The organism is Corynebacterium sp. HMSC05C01, from assembly GCF_001807155.1.
Taxonomy (GTDB): Bacteria; Actinomycetota; Actinomycetes; order Mycobacteriales; family Mycobacteriaceae; genus Corynebacterium; species Corynebacterium coyleae.
In genome coordinates this window covers 20856-38478 of sequence record NZ_KV787943.1, presented here as the reverse complement: position 1 = coordinate 38478, position 17623 = coordinate 20856, and the positions used below count along the sequence as shown (strand labels likewise).

Sequence of the window (17623 nt, the reverse complement as noted above, 5' to 3'; positions counted from 1 at the left end):
CCCCTGCGGCAACCTGTTCAATCACATGCATGACAGAGGATAACGAGTACACGATCGGCGAAGCAGCACAGGCGCTTGGTGTATCCACGAAAGCCCTACGCCACTGGGAAACCCTCGGGCTCATCGAACCGGAGCGCACGTGGGCGGACCACCGCATCTACACCGAGGCGGATCTTGAACGTGGCGCAGCTATTGCGCTTTACCGCGGCGTTGGCGTGCCACTCGCGGAGATTGCGCCGCTTCTCAGCGCCTCCCCGCACACCCTCGCAAACGCCCTCAAACACCACAAACAGGCACTTGCTTCTCGACGAGACGCCCTCGAGGAACAACTCGCCTCTGTCGAACAACTCATCAACGAATCAACACAAGGAGCGATCAACATGGACGCAATGAAGAAGTACCTCGGCGAGAACATGCCCGCCTACCAGGAGGAAGCACAGCAGCGCTGGGGCGATACGCCCGAGTGGGCGCAGTCCCAGGAGAAGCTGGCGCAGATGGGTGACGGCGACTTCAAGCGCCTCCAGGAAGAGCAGGACGCGCTGGCTAAGGACCTAGTCGCGGCCCGCGATGCCGGCGTCGCGCCGGGCTCCGAGGAGGCCGAGGCGTTGGTGGAGCGTCACCGCGCGAGCATCGGCCAGTGGTACGACGTCACCCCGGCGCGCCAGCTCATCCTGGCCCGCATGTACGTCGGCGACGACCGCTTCCACGCCGCTTACGATGGCGCGCAGGATTACCTGCTCGAACTGATCACCGCGCACGCAAAGAATGCCGGCGTGGATGTGGACAACCCGCAGTGGGGGTAATCCGTATCTTCAACTCCCATGATCGCCCCGGACCTGCCCTGGATCTGTGCTGGTACCTACACTGGGCAAATGACAGGAACGTTGCCGTCGTGGAGCACTTTGGCGCGGATGCCGTAGACCTGCTCCAACAGTTCGGGTGTGAATGCATCGTTGGGTGAGTCGTGGGTGATCGTTTTGCCGCCTTTCATGACGAGTAGCTCGTCGCAGTAGCGGGCAGCGAGGTTGAGGTCATGGATGGCGACGATTGCCAGCTTGTCGGTGCCTGCGATGACCTCACGGACCAGCTGGAGGACGTCGACTTGGTGGCGGAGGTCGAGGGCGGAGGTGGGCTCGTCGAGAAGCAAGATGCGAGGCTCGCGTACCAACATCTGTGCGATGCCGACGAGTTGTCGCTGGCCGCCTGACATGGCGGACATCATGCGGTCTGCAAGCGCTGTGATTCCGAGCCGGCTCATGATGCGTGCTGTGGCATCGACGGGATTTTCGGTGGAGCCACCGCCGCGCCGGGCTGCGATCACGATGGACTCGAACGCGGTGAGCGAGGCTCCAGTGAGCAGATCCTGTGGTACATAACCGACGACGTGAGGGCGGTTAGCGTCGGAGACAGTCGCACCGTCGAGAGTGATTGTGCAGGTGCCGGACGTTGGCGTTTTAATGCCTGCCAGGGTCTTGATCAGCGTTGATTTTCCGGCGGCGTTTGGGCCGAGCAGGCCGATTACGTTGCCTTCAGTTAGTGGGCCGAACGACATGGAGTCGAGGATGGTGCTGCGCCCGTATTTCACTGTCAGGTCGTCTACTTGGACTGCCATGGTTTCAGCCTTTCCGCCGGTTGCGGGTGAAAATGAGGAAGATGAAGAATGGCACGCCGACGAGCGCCGTGATGATGCCGATCGGGATCGCCACGCCCGGGATGATGGAAAGGGATACGGCGTAAGCGACGCTGAGCAGCATTGCCCCAGCTGCAGCTGAGGCGGGTAGGAAGAACTTTTGGTCTTCGCCGACCAGCATCCTGGCCACGTGCGGGCCGACGAGACCGATAAAACCGATGATGCCGGTGAACGCCACCGAGGCTGCTGCGAGCACTGAAGCGACGAGCAGGGTGGTGATGCGGAGGCGGGCGACATTGATACCGAGGGCGGCGGCTCGGTCGTCGCCAAGCCGAAGCGCTGTAAGCCGCCATGAATTGGCAACGCAAAACGGGATGGCGACTGCAATAACCACGGCAAGAATGGACGTGGTGGTCCAGTTCGCGCGTTGCAGCGAGCCCATTGTCCAGAACACAATCTGTTGGAGCGCTTCGGTGTTCGCGCCGTATTGCAACAGCGAAAGTAGCGCCTGGAAGAGGAACGATAGGGCGATGCCGAGCAGGATCATCGATTCGGCGCTTGCGCCTTTCCATACTGCGGCCGCAGCAACGATGGCGACTGCGACAAGTGCCGACAATGCTGCGGTGAACGCCAAGTTGAGTTGAGCGTTCGGCAACACCACCCAACCGATGACGATGGACATTGCCGCGCCGAAGGCTGCCGCTGCGGAGATACCGAGGGTGAACGGTTCCGCTAGCGGGTTGTCCAGGATTGTCTGCATCTGCGCGCCTGCGAGCGACAGTGCTACGCCGACGAGGACTGCCATGATCGCAGCCGGAAGGCGTAGGGTGCGGATGACGGTGCGCGTTTGCTCGTCGACAAGTTCAGGGCGGAAAACCGCATTCCAAACCTGGCCGAGCGAAATGTCCAACGGACCGACGATGACTGCGATGAGGAAGCTCACAACCGCGGCGAGGGTGAGCCCCGCAATCGCGATTGCTTTGCGACGACCCCGTTGCCGGTACGTCGCAATCGCCTCCATTGCCTCTGCCTCGTCAAACATGACTGGAGGTGTTACCGCTGTAGCCATTAGGAGTTAGCGTCCGACGCGTTGACGAAGAAGGTGCCGCTGTAGTCGTACGGCAGCCATTCGTCGTGGAACTCTTCGAACTCTTTTGCCGGATCGAGGTCCTTGAACTCCTCGGGGTGCAGCCACTTCGCAATCGCTTCGAGGGCGAACACGTTGAACGGGTTGTCGTAGAACTGGTGGTAGATGGCGTAATAGTTGCCGTTCTTCGGGGCGTCGAGCAGCTCGATGCCGGGGATCTCCAACGGACCAGAGCAGGTTTTAAGTGCTGTGTTGGCGTCGGCCTGGTAACCGAGTTCGACATGCTGGAACTGCTCGGTCTTGTTCGGATCGCGGGCCCACTCACCACCAGTGACGATGAGCTTCTCCGGGTTGATCTCTACCAGCTTCTCTGCGGTGAGCTTTGGAGAGTCAACGCTGATGACATCAGGTCCGAGGTTATGCCCGCCTGCAGCGGTGACCAGGGTGCCCAGGTGGACATCGCCTGCGACGTTGCAGCAGTCGGTGAACCCGGCTGCAGTCCACACCAAGGTGTCGGGGCGGTCCTTGATGGTTGCGACACGGTCCGTCACAGTGCGGACCTTAGTGTCGTAGAAGTCGTTGAATTTCGCTGCCCGATCTTCCTTGTCCAGCAGGGCGCCGAGCAGGGACATGGAAACGGTAGTGTTTTCCAGTGGCTTTTGGCGGAAGTCGATGAAGGCGTACGTGATGCCGGCGGCGTCCATGTCCGCCAGGAAGCCGCTTTCTTCGGTGGCCTTCTTCTGGTCGAGCGTCATGATGACTACGTCCGGATCCTGTGCGAGCAGGTTTTCCACCGTGACGTCACCCTTTTGAATCGAGCCGATCATGGGCATGTCGATGGCTTCCGGGAACTGCTGGAAAAGCTTCTCGCGGAATGCGGGCGCGGCTTTAAACAGGTCTTGGCCGTAGGCGACGATGTTGTCGAATGGGTCATCTTGCAGAGCAGAGGTAGCAAAGACCGCGCGTCCTTCGGCGAGGACGATGCGGTCGGGGTGCTCGTCGAATTCGAGAGTGCGTCCCGCAGCGTCTGTGACGTGGACGCTACCGTCCGCCTTGCGTGTCGAGGACGCCGTGGCGGATGTCGCCGACGTTGCGGTGGTGTCTTGTGGTTGGGTCTCGCCGGAGCATGCGACGAGGCCGAGAACTGTTGCAGCGGAGACAATGGCTACCCCTGCGCGCTGGATGAGCTTCAACCCAGTACCTTTCTAAACATTGATTAGGCTTACCTTACAAGCCTCGGAGTTAAGGTAAGGCAAGCCTGGCTTGGCGTCAAGTGTCTGGGGGTGAGTTAGGGGGACGCTGGGGGATCGCTTAGAGCGCCCCGTGCTCCAGCACGAGGTCGGCGAAGTCCAGGTCGCCGTCGGGCATGGCGACCTCGGCCACGTACAGCAGGCTGAGTGCGTAATGGCGCGGGCAGAACAGCAGCGTTTCACCCGCGTGCGCTGAGCCATGTTCGGGGCAGGGATAGGACACGAAGTACTGTGCGGTGTCGCCACACGGCGCGTTGGTCCAGTTGCAGCCCTTGTGGGACCAGCCGTCGTCGGTGTCCATCGGTGGCAGCGAATCGACGGTGTCGGTTGTGAAGCGTGTGCTCATCATTTACCCCCAATGGCTTTGAGCGCGGTCGCGATTGCGGCGTCGATTTCGGCGTCGGTGTGCGGGATGGAGTCGTCGGCAAGATGCCCCCACCTGCGCTGGAATCGTTCCTGGAGTTCGTGGCGTTTGGCGTACGGCCCCTGGTGCCTATTTTCGACGACCACACTTCCCCCGTTGTTATCCACCGTGATGTACAGCAGCGTGGCGGCGGGTGAGACCTTGAGCATGAAGTTCAGGTCGGGAAAGCACAGTGCCCACCAGTTGTACTCAGCCGACGGTTCGAAGGTGACGTATTCGGGCAGGTCGGAGATCCGGTACGCGGTCGCCGCACCACACTGGGTTGGCTGAGTGCTTGCGGCGGCGTCCATGTACTGGGCGTAGACGTAGGAGGCGTAGCCCATGTCCTGCAGGATCTCGTACCACTGGTTTGGCTCGATCGAGGTGGTGTAGGGGCCTGGGGAGTATGCGTCGGGATGGCCGGTGTCGGCAATCAGGCTGGCATCCCCAAGCCCGGTTTGTGTCGCATTGCCCGGCCAGGACAGCTCGCGTACCTCGACTCGCACTGGGCTGGAGGAAAGGACACGGTTGAGGTAGTCCTCGCAGGCCTTCGGGTCGGCGAACGCTTCCAGGCGCACCGGGGTGTAGGACACCTCGACCACGTTGTGCTCGGCGCGCTGAAGTTCGGAATCCAGATCGTCGCCGTGCCAGCGCGGATCCTGCCGGTCGGCTTCGCGCCCGCAGCCGTCGAGGTAGACGATGGCGTCGTACCAGTCCAGAAGCGTCACCGGTCGCTGCGGCAACTCGGGGATATCGGGCGTGACCACACCGTTGATGGTCACGGTCTCCACAGTGTCGTCCTCGCCGAGGCGCAAGCCATACACGGCGTCGCCGCCGGTGTAGGTGCGGGCGTGGATCTGCCAGGTGTCGCCTATAAGCGAAAAGTCCCCCGGTGAAACCTTGGATAAATACGACGGAACGTAATCGGGTGCGGCGGCCAGCGCGCGCTCGAAAGGATTCATGCAGCCACAATACGCATGTAAATAGGTACGCTACTGGCGTGTCACCCGAGAATATTTTGTTGCGCATCCCGGAGGAGGAAGAACGCGCAGTTCGGCAGATCTACGCGGAGCTCGCGGAGCGGGGCTTCCCGCAGCAGCACCAACGGCCGCACATCTCGGTTACCTTCGCACCGACAATGCACCGCAACGCTATCGGGGAGGCGGCAGTCATCCTGCCGCCAGAATTGCCAGCTGCTTTACGACGAACCGGGGTCGTCGTCTTCGGCACCAAATCCAAACAAACCGTGGCCTGGCTGCTTGAAGCCCCCGAATCCCTCGACACGGCAGCCCAGCGCGTCAGCGCCGCCAACCCGGACGGTCGCGGCGCTCGCTGGATCCCGCACCTGACCATGGGACTGCGTATTCCCAAGGCCATGGTGCCGGACTACATCGCAGCGTTAGCCGAGGTCACATCCCCGCACTTCAAAGAACTCACCGCGGAATACGCCGCGCTCTACCAGCCGTCGCTGGGCACTGAGTTACGGCTCTGAAGTCCCTTGCGGTGGGTTAGTCGTGGTGGGGCGGGGTGTCGTCGATAAGCAATTGCCCCAACTTCGACGGCACGTCAGCACAACACCGCAACGGCTGATCAGACGCCGCGACCACCACGTTGCCGTACGCGCCGCCGGCGAGCACCGGCGCACTTGCCGCGACCATGGTGTGGCGAAACACCTCGCTCAAACCCGCTAATTCCGCACGCGTGCGTGCAAGACCAGCGGCATCTCCAATGTTCGCCACAAACAACCCACCTGGACACAACGCTCGATGTACTGCCCGATAAAACTCCACCGTGGTTAGTGGGCGGGGCGTGTCCGGGCCAGCGAACACATCGCGCACAATCACATCCACCGAACCTTCCAGCAACGCATGCGTAAACGCGCGCGCCTCCGCCACCTTGATCGCCACCGGCGGATCAAACGCATCGCGCACCAACCGCGCCAACTGACCATCCAGCTCCACCGCAACGTTGCTGCTCGGCCACCGATGCTGCACATAACTCGGCAACGCACACCCCGCAGCACCCAGATGCACCGCAGCAAACGGCGCGAGGGGCCGGTCCTCCACAAACCCCTGGATAAACCCCGCGATCCACCGCATGTAGTCGTACTCCAACACCTCGGGCGCGCCGGGCACCACATACGACGACGGGACGTTATTCACCTCTAACGTGTAGCCGCCGTCGCGGTCCGGATCCGCGATGATGGCCGCGTGGCCTGAAGCAATGGGGTAGGTGCCCGTGATGCGTCGCTTTGGCGCACGAGGTTTACGCCGTGAGGAGTTCATAAGGGAAATACCAGCACAGGGTCGGACCAGTTGTTACGATCGCTGCATGATCTACTTGTCGCAGGATTATATCGGTGAGCTGCCCAAGCAACATATCTCGCTGGGAAAGTTTGATCCCGACAATATTCCTGCCGACCCGAACGAACTGTTTGCCACGTGGTTTAAAGAAGCCGTGGAGAACGAAGTCGGCGACCCTACTGCGGTAACCGTGGCCACAGTGGACGACAAGGGTCAACCCGATGCGCGAGTTGTTGACCTGTTGTACCTCAACTCCGACGGCTTCCACTTCGGAACCGCGACAGGAACGGCCAAGGTGGACCAGCTTGAGAAGAGCTGGGCCGCTGCGCTGAATTTCTGGTGGCAGCCCATGCGCCGGGCAGTGCGCATCCGCGGCGCTGCGTCGCGCGTTGTCGATGGTGACCGCTTCAACCTCTGGCGGGTGGAGCCGAACCACTTCGAATTTTTCAACCTTTGGGACGACCGCTCGAACTCGGATCGCGTGGCCTACGTGCTCAATGACCACGGTGACTGGGACCGCGTTCGCATCATGCCGCGCCCTTAAGCGCACCAACCTAGGCGCTGTTCCGCTACGGTCCTACCTCTCTAGGCGCTGCCCCAGGACTTGGTTTTTGCAAAGAAGCAGGCAGTCAGAGCGCCGGTGGCGATAACGAGGCACGGCAACCAAATCGACGTTGCCATCGCAGCCGCAAACGGCTCGTGCAAAAACTCCGGAAGGGGGCCGGAAACCTGCGTTGGCGATGCAGTTGGCGATGCTGGCGGTGTCTCCGCGGCGCCGCCGTTCGCACCCGCGTGTGTACCCAACCGCGAATCGAGCTGCGCGGACATCATCGCGGCAATTGCTGCCGATCCGATCACTGCACCAATCTGGCGGGTGGTGTTGTACACACTCGAACCGGCACCCGCCAACTTTGGGTCCAGGTTGCGGGTGGCAATCATGGAAAGTGGCCCCCAAATCATCGAGTTGGCCACGCCGTAGATCACCGAAATGGCATACATCCAGTTCGGGTCAACCCCAGGTGTTGTGATCAGTGCGGTTGCTCCGATGCTCAGCGCCGCCAGCGTCATTCCCGCTATGGCGAACGGCTTCGGGTCGTGCGTGTTAGTGAGTCTGCCGATGTACGGCGACAACACGCCGGAGACCAAGCCGGATGGCAAGATCAGCAATGCGGCGTGGGTAGGGGAGAGCTCGCCGACGGTTTGGATGTAGATCATCCACGGAATGACATAAGTGGATACCGCGAAGCCGACGGTGGAGATGGTGAAGGCGGCGAGGGAGAAGTTGCGGTCGTCGAAAAGTGCAAGCGGCACCAATGCGTTCGTGGATTGGCGTGACTGCCAGCGGAAGAAGAACACCATCGCAACAACGCCAACGACGAGCAGGGTCCACACGCGCCAGTCCCAGCCGAAGTGCTGGGCCTCCTGCACGCCGAAGACGAGGCAGAACATGCCAAGCGCACTGAGCACCACCCCGGGCCAGTCGAAGTGGCGGTTATTCTGCTCCAGCTTCGGCACAAATATCCAGGCCAGGATGAGGCCGATGATGCCGATTGGGACGTTGACGTAGAAGATCCAGGGCCACCCGGCGGCGTCGACAAGCACACCGCCCAGCAGAGGTCCGGTCACCGTGGCAAGGCCGGCAGTCGCACCCCACACACCCATGGCGCCGCCGCGTTCCTTCGGCGCGAACGTGCGGATCATCACCGACATCGTCTGCGGCGTCACCAGCGCGCCACCCAAACCTTGGAAAGCGCGGGCGGCGATGAGCGCAGCCGAACTTCCCGCCAAGCCACACGCCAGCGAAGAAACAGTAAAGATTGTCAGGCCGATCAGATAGATCGTGCGCGGCCCGAAGCGGTCCCCGAGACGCCCCGTGATCAGCAGCGGCACCGCGTAGGCGAGCAGGTAAGCACTGTTGACCCACAACACCTCGTTATATGACGCCTCCAACCCGTCAGAGATCGCCGGGATGGCTACGGAGACGATGGTGGAATCCACCAAAATCATGAAAAAGCCCAGCATCATGCTCCACAGAGCAGGCCACGGCGAGCGCTTTACAGGGACAGTCACTGCCGAGATGATACTGGGCTTTCCCAGGGGTGGCTAGAGGCCGAGCATCTGTCGAATCTGAGGCGGAAGCATATCGACGACCTGCTGCGGGATCTGGTCCTTCACATACGGGAACACCAGCATGCCAGCCGCGCCAAGTGCGGCGACGACGCCCAACACGATGCCTGTGGTGCGCAGAGCGTCGTTGTCCTCGGAGGACAGGAGCGTCTCCGGCTTGCTCTGGACCAGGTTTTCCTCGGATTGCATGTCCGGAGTGTCGGTGGCGGCGTGCTCTTCGACCTCCAGGACCTTGTCGTCCTCGATAGCCTCATCCATGTTGATGCCGAAGAAGGTGTCCAGGCCCTTCACGTTGAACTGGGTGGACATGTAGCGGTCGTTCGTGCCGGTGTTCCACTGGGAGACGACGATGTCCATGTTGTCAATCGTGGACCCAGGCACGATGTAGCCGCCGTAAGGCTGCGACCAGTTCTTGGGATTTTGCGGCCTGAGCCAGGAGCCGTGCTTGGCAATCGTCGCCACGGGCACGTTGTCCCAGTTTTGCTCAAGCGTGTCGGAGATGCGTACCTCGATGGCCAGCTTCTCCTCGTTGAACATCACGAGCACCCAGTGACCGTTGATGTAGCGCAGGTTCATCTCGCCGGCCTTGACACCGTCCGACAGAATTGGGGCAGCGACGTTGCTCCACTTCTTGTCGGCGTCGGGTTCGGAGTAGTCGTAGAGCTCCCACTTGCTGCGATCCGCAATGTCCTGCGGCTTAAAGCGCGAAAGGAAAACCTTTTCCTTGCGGGTGAAGGCACTCGACATCACGTACACGTAGCCGTCCGGGCCCTTCTCCCAGGTGATCAGGTCGCCGAGGCCTCCCGGAATGTAATTCGTTGGGGTTTTGGAAATCGACTTCCAGGTCTGGCCGTTGTCGGTGGACTTCCAGATCTCCGTGTAGAGCACGTTACCGATGCCCTTGTTCCACATGCCCTGCATGTACAAGGTGCCGTCGAGGTTGATCACATCCGACGGGATAAGCGTCAGGTTGTCGGTGTGGTGGTACGACACCAGGCTTTCCACACGGCGTCCGTTGTTCAGGGGGCGGACAATCTCAATGAACCCGTCGTCGTTCATCTTCGCCACAACACCAACCGGGCTCAACCATTCGTTCTTGGGGCCCTTGATGGATTCGCGGAAGGAGTCGCCGAAGATCATGGCGAACTCCTTGCTGTTGTTCAGTGGCGCCATCGCACCCAGGTCGCCGTCCTTAAACCCGACGTGCTTCGAATACTTGCCCAGCACATCGTCCATCACCTGCACGATTGTGCCGTCGGGCATGGTCACAGGGTCGGACGCACGCTTCTCAGGTGGTTTCGGGAACGTGTAGGACTCGTTTGACGGTGATGAGGGTCGCGACGAGCCGGACGAACCAGACGAGCTAGAAGAGCTCAGGCTGGACTGAGCGTGCGCGGGGGCGCATACGGAACCGGCGAGGAGCAAGCTGCCTGCGGTGGTTGCACACAGCAAAGCGTTGCGACGAGAGGGGAAACGCATGGGAGGGCCTTCTTAAACAAAGATGTCGAATTGCGTGTGAATAAGCCCTTAGAATGTAGCAGACGAAAACGGCCCCGGCAGGTGCTCGGGGCCGTGACGTTATTGCTGTACGCTGCCTGTGTTTGGATTAGACAGCGTCGTGTTCATCCGGGTCGTTATCCGCGTCCGCCTTGGTTTCGTGGCGGGTGCCCGGCTTGTGCTCTGGCGGTGCGTAAATGGAGTACAGCTTTGCCGGCTTGTCGGACTCGTTGACAAAGTTGTGCCACTTGCCGCCCGGGACGAATGCTGCCCAATCATCCTTGATCACTTCGTCGACTTCGAGGTCGTCCTCGGATGCGCCGATCATTGCGCGCAGCTCGCCTTCTTCGAGGCGCAGGAACTGGTCATGGCCGTCGTGGATCTCAGCGCCGATCTCGCCGCCCGGCGGGATGGTCATGACGGTCAGCTGCAGGAACTTGCCGGTCCACAGGGTGTCGCGGAACGCCTCGTTATCAAGCGTCGCCTTTTCAATGTCAACGACGTACGGATTCGGTCCATGGTCAGCCATGATCGCTCCTTAAACTTCGGGTTCGTTACGGTTCCCACCATAGGAGCTTTTGCTTATCGACGATGCCTTCCACCACGACGACGCTTCCGGTTCCGCCTCCTGAGCTGGACCTTCTCCACCTCGGTGAGGTAGCCCTCTGGGCGGTCGTTCTGCGCAACTCGTGTTGCGTCCGGGCGCTTCGCGGGCGCTGCGGGCGCTGTGGGCTTGTCGGGTGTTTCGGTCTCGTCGAGACGCGCGAACATCTCCGTCGGTGCGTCGAGCTCGTCTGGGCGGCCTTTGCCCTCGAGCGAGACATAGCGTGCGGTGTGCTTCGGGTGCACCGTGTCTTGGGGGTCGATCGCTGCGTCGCGCTCCACGGTGATGGCCCAGCTGCCGTCTGGAAAGTCGATCACTTGCCACGGCGTGATCTGGCGTGCCGGCGCCGCCGATAGCGGCGGGACGGTGTCGGTGCCTTCGTCCGGGCTTGCGGCATCCAGCGCCGCCATGCCGTCGAGCAGGATCGCGCGTGCCCAAAGGTTGCCGTGCTCGTAGGAGCGAACCCATTCGACGACCTCGGGCTCCGCAAGCGAGCCGAGCACCTTGCCATCCAGGGTCGCGACGGCGGTGTCGCCGAGCGCTTGCAATCCGACGAACCATTGGCCAGGGGAGCGGTGTGCTAGATCTGCCGCGTTAAATTCCCCTTCGGTGGTGTCGATGACCAACATGTCGCCGGCACGCAGGACAGTGGCGGTCTCAGGTGCGTTGTTGCGCGGAACCGTCAACTGGGGCTCGGGCAGCAACAAGTTGACCTCGAATTGGCCGATGTCGCGTTCCAACTTCACTGCCGCCAGGGCGACGGGTTTCAGGATTGAGGAGTGGACGCGCTCCACCTCGTCGAAAAGCGAACGCCACTGCGGCGAAACTTCCCCGAGCACTGGTCCAGCCAGCATGCTGTTTTGCGATGCTGCATTGTGTAGCCGCAAACGCCACGAGGCGTTGAGGGGGTTCGCCTCAAGCACGACGGGCACGTAGGAGGTGCCCCGCTTACCAGCGAAATCCGAGAACAACGCCGCTTGGGAGACGTGATCTACGGGGATTTCAACGGCCGCACCCCATGTGGATGGAGCCAGTGGGTAAAGCTTTTGTGCCATGGGCGCATTGTAGGCGCAGCCTACGCAGCGTCCGTCGGGGCAGTCTCTTGGGAGCGCTCGGATGCGTCACCACCGCGCAGTTTGCCCACAGCAGTGACGATGCCGACGATGATGAAGCCGACGATCAGGCCAACGACGAGCGAGACGCCGGTGTCCACGAACCAGCCAAGCACACCGCCACCGACGAGTTCCTGACCCTTTTCGATGATGTGGTGTGGCCAGTCAATGCCGAAGACCTCGTCGAGGCCACGAACAATGAGGTGACCGCCGACCCAGAGCATCGCAACAGTGCCGATAACGCCGATGGTGCTAAGCACGTACGGCATGCCTTTCACCAGTGCGTGACCGGTTTTCGGTGCGTTGCCGCGCTTGATCATGCCGTGGCCGATGTCATCGATCTTCACTAGTAGCGCCACAGCGCCGTAGACGGCAAACGTGATGAAAATGCCAACCGCGAGCAGTACTGCGGCCTCCATCCAAATTGACTGGTCCTTGACCTCGTCCAACGCGATGATCATGATCTCCGCAGAAAGGATCAAGTCCGTGCGGATCGCGCTGTTGACCAGGGAATCCTCGTCCTGCTCTGTTCTATTGACCGCTTGTTCTTGCTGCTCCTCGGCGTCGGAGGAAAGCTTATGGGCGATCTTCTCCGCGCCCTCAAAGCACAGGTATGCGCCGCCAAGCATGAGGATCGGGACCAATGCCCACGGTGCAATCGCGTTGAGCAGCAGCGCGATCGGCAGAATAAACAGCAGTTTGTTGCGCAGGGATCCTTTGGTGATGCGCCAGATCATCGGAAGCTCACGCGCCGGGGTAACACCGGAGACGTATTGCGGGGTGACCGCGGCATCGTCGATTACAACCCCGGCTGCTTTCGTGGATGTTTTTGCGGTCAGGGTGGCGACATCGTCGACACTTGCCGCGGCTTGTCGTGCGATCAGTGCGACATCGTCGAGAAGTGCGAGGAGGCCACCGGCCATGAGGGTCCTTTCATACAGGTGCAACTGCTTTGCGACGCAAACGCCACGGGCCTTGAGTGTATTGCACGTACCTCCTGACACACGGTGCTCACAGCGTTTCAAAAGATATTTGTGAAACTTCGCACGGGCGACCGTCAAGTGTGGTGAAATACATGGACATCCAAATTGTGAGCCACAGGACATTCCTTGGCTCCATACTTGGTCGAAGGAGAACACATGCAACTGAAGAAGACAGCGGCGATTCTTGGCGCCGGTGCTCTGACGCTCGGTCTGGTCGCCTGCGGTGACTCAAACGATTCTGCAGACGGTGGCGCTGAAGGTACCAACAACGGCGGTGGCGACAACTACGTTCTTGTCAACGGCTCGGAGCCGCAGAACCCGCTCGTACCGGGCAACATCAACGAGACCGGTGGCGGCCGCATCATCGACCAGATCTTCGCAGGCCTGGTCTATTACGACGGCGACGGCGAAGTGCAAAACGATATCGCCGAGTCCATCGAGCCGGAAGGCGACGCAGGCTACCGCGTCACCCTGAAGGACGCGAAGTGGTCCGACGGATCCCCAGTCACGGCCAAGGACTTCGTCGACGCATGGAACTACACGGTAGAGAACTCGCTGCTCGGCGCGTACCACCTCGAGCCGATCAAGGGCTTCGAGGAGGGCAAGAAGCTCGAAGGCCTCGAAGTTGTCGACGACAAGACCTTCACCATCGAGCTGACCCAGCCGGAGTCTGACTTCCCGAGCCGCCTTGGCTACACGGCGTTCTTCCCGATGCACCCGTCCGCATACGACGACATCGAGGCGTACGGTGAGAAGCCGATCTCCAATGGCCCGTACACGCTGTCCGAGTGGAACCACAACCAGAACGCAGTTGTTGTCCCGAACGCTGAGTACGACGGCCCGCGCAAGGCCCAGAACGACGGCCTGGACTACGTCTTCTACGCGCAGCAGGACGCCGCCTACGCCGACCTGCTCTCCGGCAACCTGGACGTCCTCGACGCCATCCCGGACTCTGCATTCGCCACCTTCGAAGACGAGCTCGGCGACCGTGCAGTGAACCAGCCGGCAGCGATCTTCCAGTCCATGACGATCGGTGAGAAGGCCGACCACTTCAGCGGTGAGGAGGGTGCGCTTCGTCGTCAAGCAATCTCGCGTGCGATCAACCGCGAGGAGATCACGGCAACGATTTTCGACGGCACCCGCACCCCGGCCACGGACTTCACCTCCCCGGTGCTGCCGGGCCACTCCGACAGCCTCAACGGTGTTGAGGTACTGAAGTACGACCCGGAGGAGGCGAAGCGTCTGTGGGCTGAAGCCGACGCAATCGCACCGTTCACCGGCGAGTTCACCATCTCCTACAACGCTGACGGTGGCCACCAGGCATGGGTCGATGCTGTTGCGAACTCCATCCGCAACACCCTCGGCATCGAGGCAGTGGGCAACGCGTACCCGGACTTCAAGTCCCTGCGCGATGACGTGACCAACCGCACCATCGAAGGCGCATTCCGTACCGGCTGGCAGGCAGACTACCCGCTGCTGAGCAACTTCCTTGGCCCGTTGTACGGCACCGGCGCAGGCTCGAACGACGGCGACTACTCCAACGCTGAGTTCGACGACCTGCTGAAGAAGGCCAACGGTGCAGCAGACCAGGAAGCAGCCGTGAAGGACCTCAACGCGGCGCAGGAGATCCTGCTGAAGGATCTGCCAGCAATCCCGCTGTGGTACTCGAACCTGACCGGTGGCTACTCCGAGGACGTTGACAACGTTGTCTTCGGCTGGAACCAGGTACCGCTCTACTACCAGATCACCAAGAAGTAACACCCCGCTGTTGGCGAATTAGATTCGCGACAACGGCAACGACCGCGCCGTCCACATCCCCCCTGGGTTGTGGCGGCGCAGTTTCTATTTTTCGGTCCATTGGACCGCACGCGCGGGGCGGCCGGATTATGGGAGGTTACGTTTATTGTGGTGGACTCCTTAGAGCACGCTGAGTGTTTGACAGCACAACATGCGAAAACATGAAAAGACACAAGGAGTCAAGGTGCATATCAAGAAAGCAGTTGCCGCCCTCGGCGCCGGCGCACTGGCGCTCGGCCTTGCCGCATGTGGTGGCTCCGCCGACAATTCTGCCGACGGAGCTGGAAACTACGTTCTGACCAACGGTTCCGAGCCGCAGCGTCCGTTGCTGCCCGCAGATACGAATGAGACTGGCGGCGGCCGCATCGTCGATGTCCTGTACGCAGGTTTGACCTACTACGACAAGGACGGCGAAAGCCACAACGAGCTCGCAGAGTCCATCGATCTCGAGGGTGAGAAGACCTACCGTGTCACGCTGAAGGACACGAAGTGGGCCGATGGTACCCCGGTGACGGCGAAGGACTTCGTCGACGCGTGGAACTACGCAGTCGAGAACTCCCAGATGAACGCGTACTTCTTCGAGCCGATCAAGGGCTACGAGGACGGAAAGCCGCTCGAGGGCCTGGAGGTTATCGACGACAAGACCTTCACCATCGAGCTCGAGCAGCCGGAGGCTGACTTCCCGCAGCGCCTCGGCTACACGGCATTCTCGCCGCTTCACCCGTCTGCGTTCGACGACATGGAAGCGTACGGCGAAAACCCGATCTCGAACGGCCCTTACAAGCTGCTGGAGTGGAACCACAACCAGGACGCCATCGTGGTGCCGAACGAGGAGTACCAGGGTGATCGCAAGGCGCAGAACGACGGCGTGAACTTCATCTTCTACGCCCAGCAGGACGCGGCCTATGCCGACCTGCTCTCCGGAAATCTCGACGTGCTCGATGCTGTGCCGGATTCTGCACTGGCCAACTTCGAAGACGAGCTTGGCGAGCGCGCTGTGAACCAGCCAGCCGCTGCATTCCAGTCGATCACCATCAACGAGAACGAAGAGCACTTCGGCGGCGAGGAAGGCAAGCTTCGTCGCCAGGCAATCTCTAAGGCGATCGACCGCGACCAGATCACCAAGACCATCTTCGACGGCACCCGCACCCCGGCGACCGACTTTGCCGCACCGGTGATCCCGGGCCACTCCGACAACCTTGAGGGCGTCGACGTGCTCAAGTACGACCCGGAGGAGGCAAAGCGCCTGTGGGAGGAAGCCGACAAGATCAACCCGTACACCGGTGACCTGGAGATCTCCTACAACTCCGATGGTGGCCACCAGGCATGGGTCGATGCTGTTGCGAACTCCATCCGCAACGCCATCGGCATCGAGGCAGTGGGCAACGCCTACCCGGACTTCAAGTCCATGCTCGACGATATGGACAACGACGCTGTCAAGGGCGCATTCCGTACCGGCTGGAGCGCTGACTACCCGTCGCTGGGTAACTTCCTGATCCCGCTGTACGGCACGGGTGCTTCCTCGAACTATGCGCGTTACTCCAACCCGGCAGTCGACGCACTGCTGGAAGAAGCAGCAACCGCAGCTTCTCCGGAGGCTGCCGCTGAAAAGTACAACGAGGTGCAGAAGGTTCTGTTTGAGGATCTCCCAGCGATCCCACTGTGGTACTCCAACGTTGCAGGTGGCTACTCCGAAAACGTAGAGAACGTCGCGTTCTCCTGGCGCTCACTTCCGGTGCTGCATCAGATCACCAAAAACTAAGTGGTAACCTAAGCAACCACGCAAAGTGGCCCGTTCGCATTTTGCGGCGGGTCATTACTCGTTTCACACTCAATACTGGTTTTCGTCCCGACTCACATGGAAAAGGAGAGCCCGGAACCATGCTGCGTTATATCGGGCGGCGACTGCTCCAAATGATCCCCGTCTTCTTCGGGGCCACACTGTTGCTTTACGCCCTCGTGTTCCTCATGCCGGGCGACCCCGTACAGGCGCTTGGCGGAGACCGCGGCCTGTCCGAGGCCGCCCGCGCCCGCATCGAAGCGGAATACAACCTTGATAAACCATTTATCGTCCAATACCTGCTCTACATCAAGGGCATTTTCATGGGCGATTTTGGCAAGACCTTCTCCGGCCAGCCCGTCGCGTCGGTCATGGCCAACGCGTTCCCGGTGACCATCAAGCTCGGTTTGATGGCGCTGGCGTTTGAGGCTGTGTTCGGCATCATCTTCGGCGTGATCGCCGGTGTGCGCCGCGGCGGTGTCTTCGACTCCACGATTCTCGTCGCATCGCTGATCGTCATCGCCGTCCCGTCGTTCGTGATCGGCTTTGTCATGCAGTACCTCTTCGGCGTGAAGTGGGGACTGTTGCCTGCAACGGTGGGGCGCAATGAGTCATTTGAAGCGTTGCTCATGCCTGCGATCGTGCTTGGTGCGCTGTCGTGCGCGTACGTGATCAGGCTGACGCGTCAGTCCGTGAGCGAAAACCTTCGCGCAGACTACGTCCGTACCGCGCGAGCTAAGGGTCTGAGCGACGGTACCGTGATGACTCGCCACGTGCTTCGCAATTCCATGATCCCGGTCGTGACTTTCCTTGGCGCTGACCTTGGTGCGCTGATGGGTGGCGCGATTGTGACCGAAGGCATCTTCGGCATTAACGGTATCGGTGGCACGATCTACCAGTCGATCATTAAGGGCGAGCCCGCGACCGTCGTGTCGATCACCACTGTGCTGGTGATTATCTACATCGTTGCCAACCTCATCGTTGACCTGCTTTACGCAGTACTCGACCCAAGGATCCGCTATGACTAATTCCATTCCACAACCTGAAATG

The 17623-nt window shown here is 60.9% G+C and carries 17 protein-coding genes; 6 read left to right on the top strand and 11 right to left on the bottom strand.

The window, feature by feature from the left end; translation table 11 throughout:
- Window positions 1-29: 29 nt before the first annotated feature.
- On the top strand, window positions 30-803 hold the full coding sequence (locus HMPREF3145_RS02230; protein WP_070421639.1) for a MerR family transcriptional regulator: 774 nt from the start codon (window positions 30-32) through the stop codon (window positions 801-803).
- Between the two features lie 56 nt (window positions 804-859).
- Here the strand turns inward: HMPREF3145_RS02230 and HMPREF3145_RS02225 are convergent, their stop codons facing one another.
- The 5 genes from HMPREF3145_RS02225 to HMPREF3145_RS02205 form a co-directional block, all read right to left on the bottom strand.
- Window positions 860-1612 (bottom strand): ABC transporter ATP-binding protein, encoded by a 753-nt coding sequence (locus tag HMPREF3145_RS02225; RefSeq protein WP_070421638.1) that lies wholly within the window; start codon window positions 1610-1612, stop codon window positions 860-862.
- A 4-nt stretch (window positions 1613-1616) separates the two neighbouring features.
- Complete coding sequence (locus tag HMPREF3145_RS02220) at window positions 1617-2699, bottom strand: FecCD family ABC transporter permease (protein ID WP_083279338.1); 1083 nt, start codon at window positions 2697-2699, stop codon at window positions 1617-1619.
- A complete protein-coding gene (locus HMPREF3145_RS02215) occupies window positions 2699-3910 on the bottom strand; it encodes an ABC transporter substrate-binding protein (protein WP_070421636.1) in 1212 nt (403 codons plus the stop codon). The genes HMPREF3145_RS02220 and HMPREF3145_RS02215 overlap by 1 nt, the downstream gene beginning before the upstream one ends.
- A 118-nt stretch (window positions 3911-4028) precedes the next feature.
- The gene (locus HMPREF3145_RS02210; RefSeq protein ID WP_070421635.1) at window positions 4029-4316 is read right to left on the bottom strand and encodes a hypothetical protein; all 288 of its coding nucleotides are present in this window, start codon (window positions 4314-4316) and stop codon (window positions 4029-4031) included.
- Entirely contained in the window at window positions 4313-5332 is a 1020-nt protein-coding gene (locus HMPREF3145_RS02205) for a hypothetical protein (RefSeq protein WP_070421634.1), read from the bottom strand. Before HMPREF3145_RS02205 ends, HMPREF3145_RS02210 begins: the two co-directional genes overlap by 4 nt.
- 38 nt (window positions 5333-5370) lie before the next feature.
- Between HMPREF3145_RS02205 and HMPREF3145_RS02200 the strand changes: the two genes are divergently transcribed.
- Window positions 5371-5862: a 2'-5' RNA ligase gene (locus tag HMPREF3145_RS02200; protein WP_070421633.1), complete on the top strand. Its 492-nt coding sequence runs from the start codon at window positions 5371-5373 to the stop codon at window positions 5860-5862.
- Between the two features lie 16 nt (window positions 5863-5878).
- Here HMPREF3145_RS02200 and HMPREF3145_RS02195 read toward each other — a convergent pair whose 3' ends face one another.
- Window positions 5879-6655, bottom strand: a complete 777-nt coding sequence (locus HMPREF3145_RS02195; RefSeq protein ID WP_070421632.1) for a spermidine synthase — start codon at window positions 6653-6655, stop codon at window positions 5879-5881.
- 46 nt (window positions 6656-6701) lie between these two features.
- On the opposite strand from HMPREF3145_RS02195, the gene HMPREF3145_RS02190 reads away from it, so the two are divergent.
- Complete coding sequence (locus HMPREF3145_RS02190; protein ID WP_070421631.1) at window positions 6702-7217, top strand: pyridoxamine 5'-phosphate oxidase family protein; 516 nt, start codon at window positions 6702-6704, stop codon at window positions 7215-7217.
- 41 nt (window positions 7218-7258) lie between these two features.
- Here the strand turns inward: HMPREF3145_RS02190 and HMPREF3145_RS02185 are convergent, their stop codons facing one another.
- The 5 genes from HMPREF3145_RS02185 to HMPREF3145_RS02165 all read right to left on the bottom strand — a co-directional run bounded on the left by HMPREF3145_RS02185 (window position 7259) and on the right by HMPREF3145_RS02165 (window position 12936).
- Entirely contained in the window at window positions 7259-8743 is a 1485-nt protein-coding gene (locus HMPREF3145_RS02185) for a DHA2 family efflux MFS transporter permease subunit (protein ID WP_246817464.1), read from the bottom strand.
- Window positions 8744-8776: 33 nt separating this feature from the next.
- On the bottom strand, window positions 8777-10279 hold the full coding sequence (locus HMPREF3145_RS02180; RefSeq protein WP_070614106.1) for a DUF4185 domain-containing protein: 1503 nt from the start codon (window positions 10277-10279) through the stop codon (window positions 8777-8779).
- 127 nt (window positions 10280-10406) lie between these two features.
- Window positions 10407-10826, bottom strand: coding sequence for a cupin domain-containing protein (locus HMPREF3145_RS02175; RefSeq protein WP_070421628.1), 420 nt, complete (start codon window positions 10824-10826; stop codon window positions 10407-10409).
- Window positions 10827-10879: 53 nt separating this feature from the next.
- Entirely contained in the window at window positions 10880-11956 is a 1077-nt protein-coding gene (locus tag HMPREF3145_RS02170; protein WP_070421627.1) for a hypothetical protein, read from the bottom strand.
- 20 nt (window positions 11957-11976) lie between these two features.
- Window positions 11977-12936, bottom strand: coding sequence for a DUF808 domain-containing protein (locus tag HMPREF3145_RS02165; RefSeq protein ID WP_070421626.1), 960 nt, complete (start codon window positions 12934-12936; stop codon window positions 11977-11979).
- A gap of 216 nt (window positions 12937-13152) precedes the next feature.
- Here HMPREF3145_RS02165 and HMPREF3145_RS02160 point away from each other — a divergent pair, with 216 nt between their 5' ends.
- The 3 genes from HMPREF3145_RS02160 (at window position 13153) to HMPREF3145_RS02150 (ending at window position 17601) form a co-directional block, all read left to right on the top strand.
- A complete protein-coding gene (locus HMPREF3145_RS02160; protein WP_070421625.1) occupies window positions 13153-14754 on the top strand; it encodes a peptide ABC transporter substrate-binding protein in 1602 nt (533 codons plus the stop codon).
- Window positions 14755-14977: 223 nt separating this feature from the next.
- On the top strand, window positions 14978-16555 hold the full coding sequence (locus HMPREF3145_RS02155) for a peptide ABC transporter substrate-binding protein (protein ID WP_070421624.1): 1578 nt from the start codon (window positions 14978-14980) through the stop codon (window positions 16553-16555).
- A gap of 119 nt (window positions 16556-16674) precedes the next feature.
- Complete coding sequence (locus HMPREF3145_RS02150) at window positions 16675-17601, top strand: ABC transporter permease (RefSeq protein WP_070421623.1); 927 nt, start codon at window positions 16675-16677, stop codon at window positions 17599-17601.
- Window positions 17602-17623: the final 22 nt, after the last annotated feature.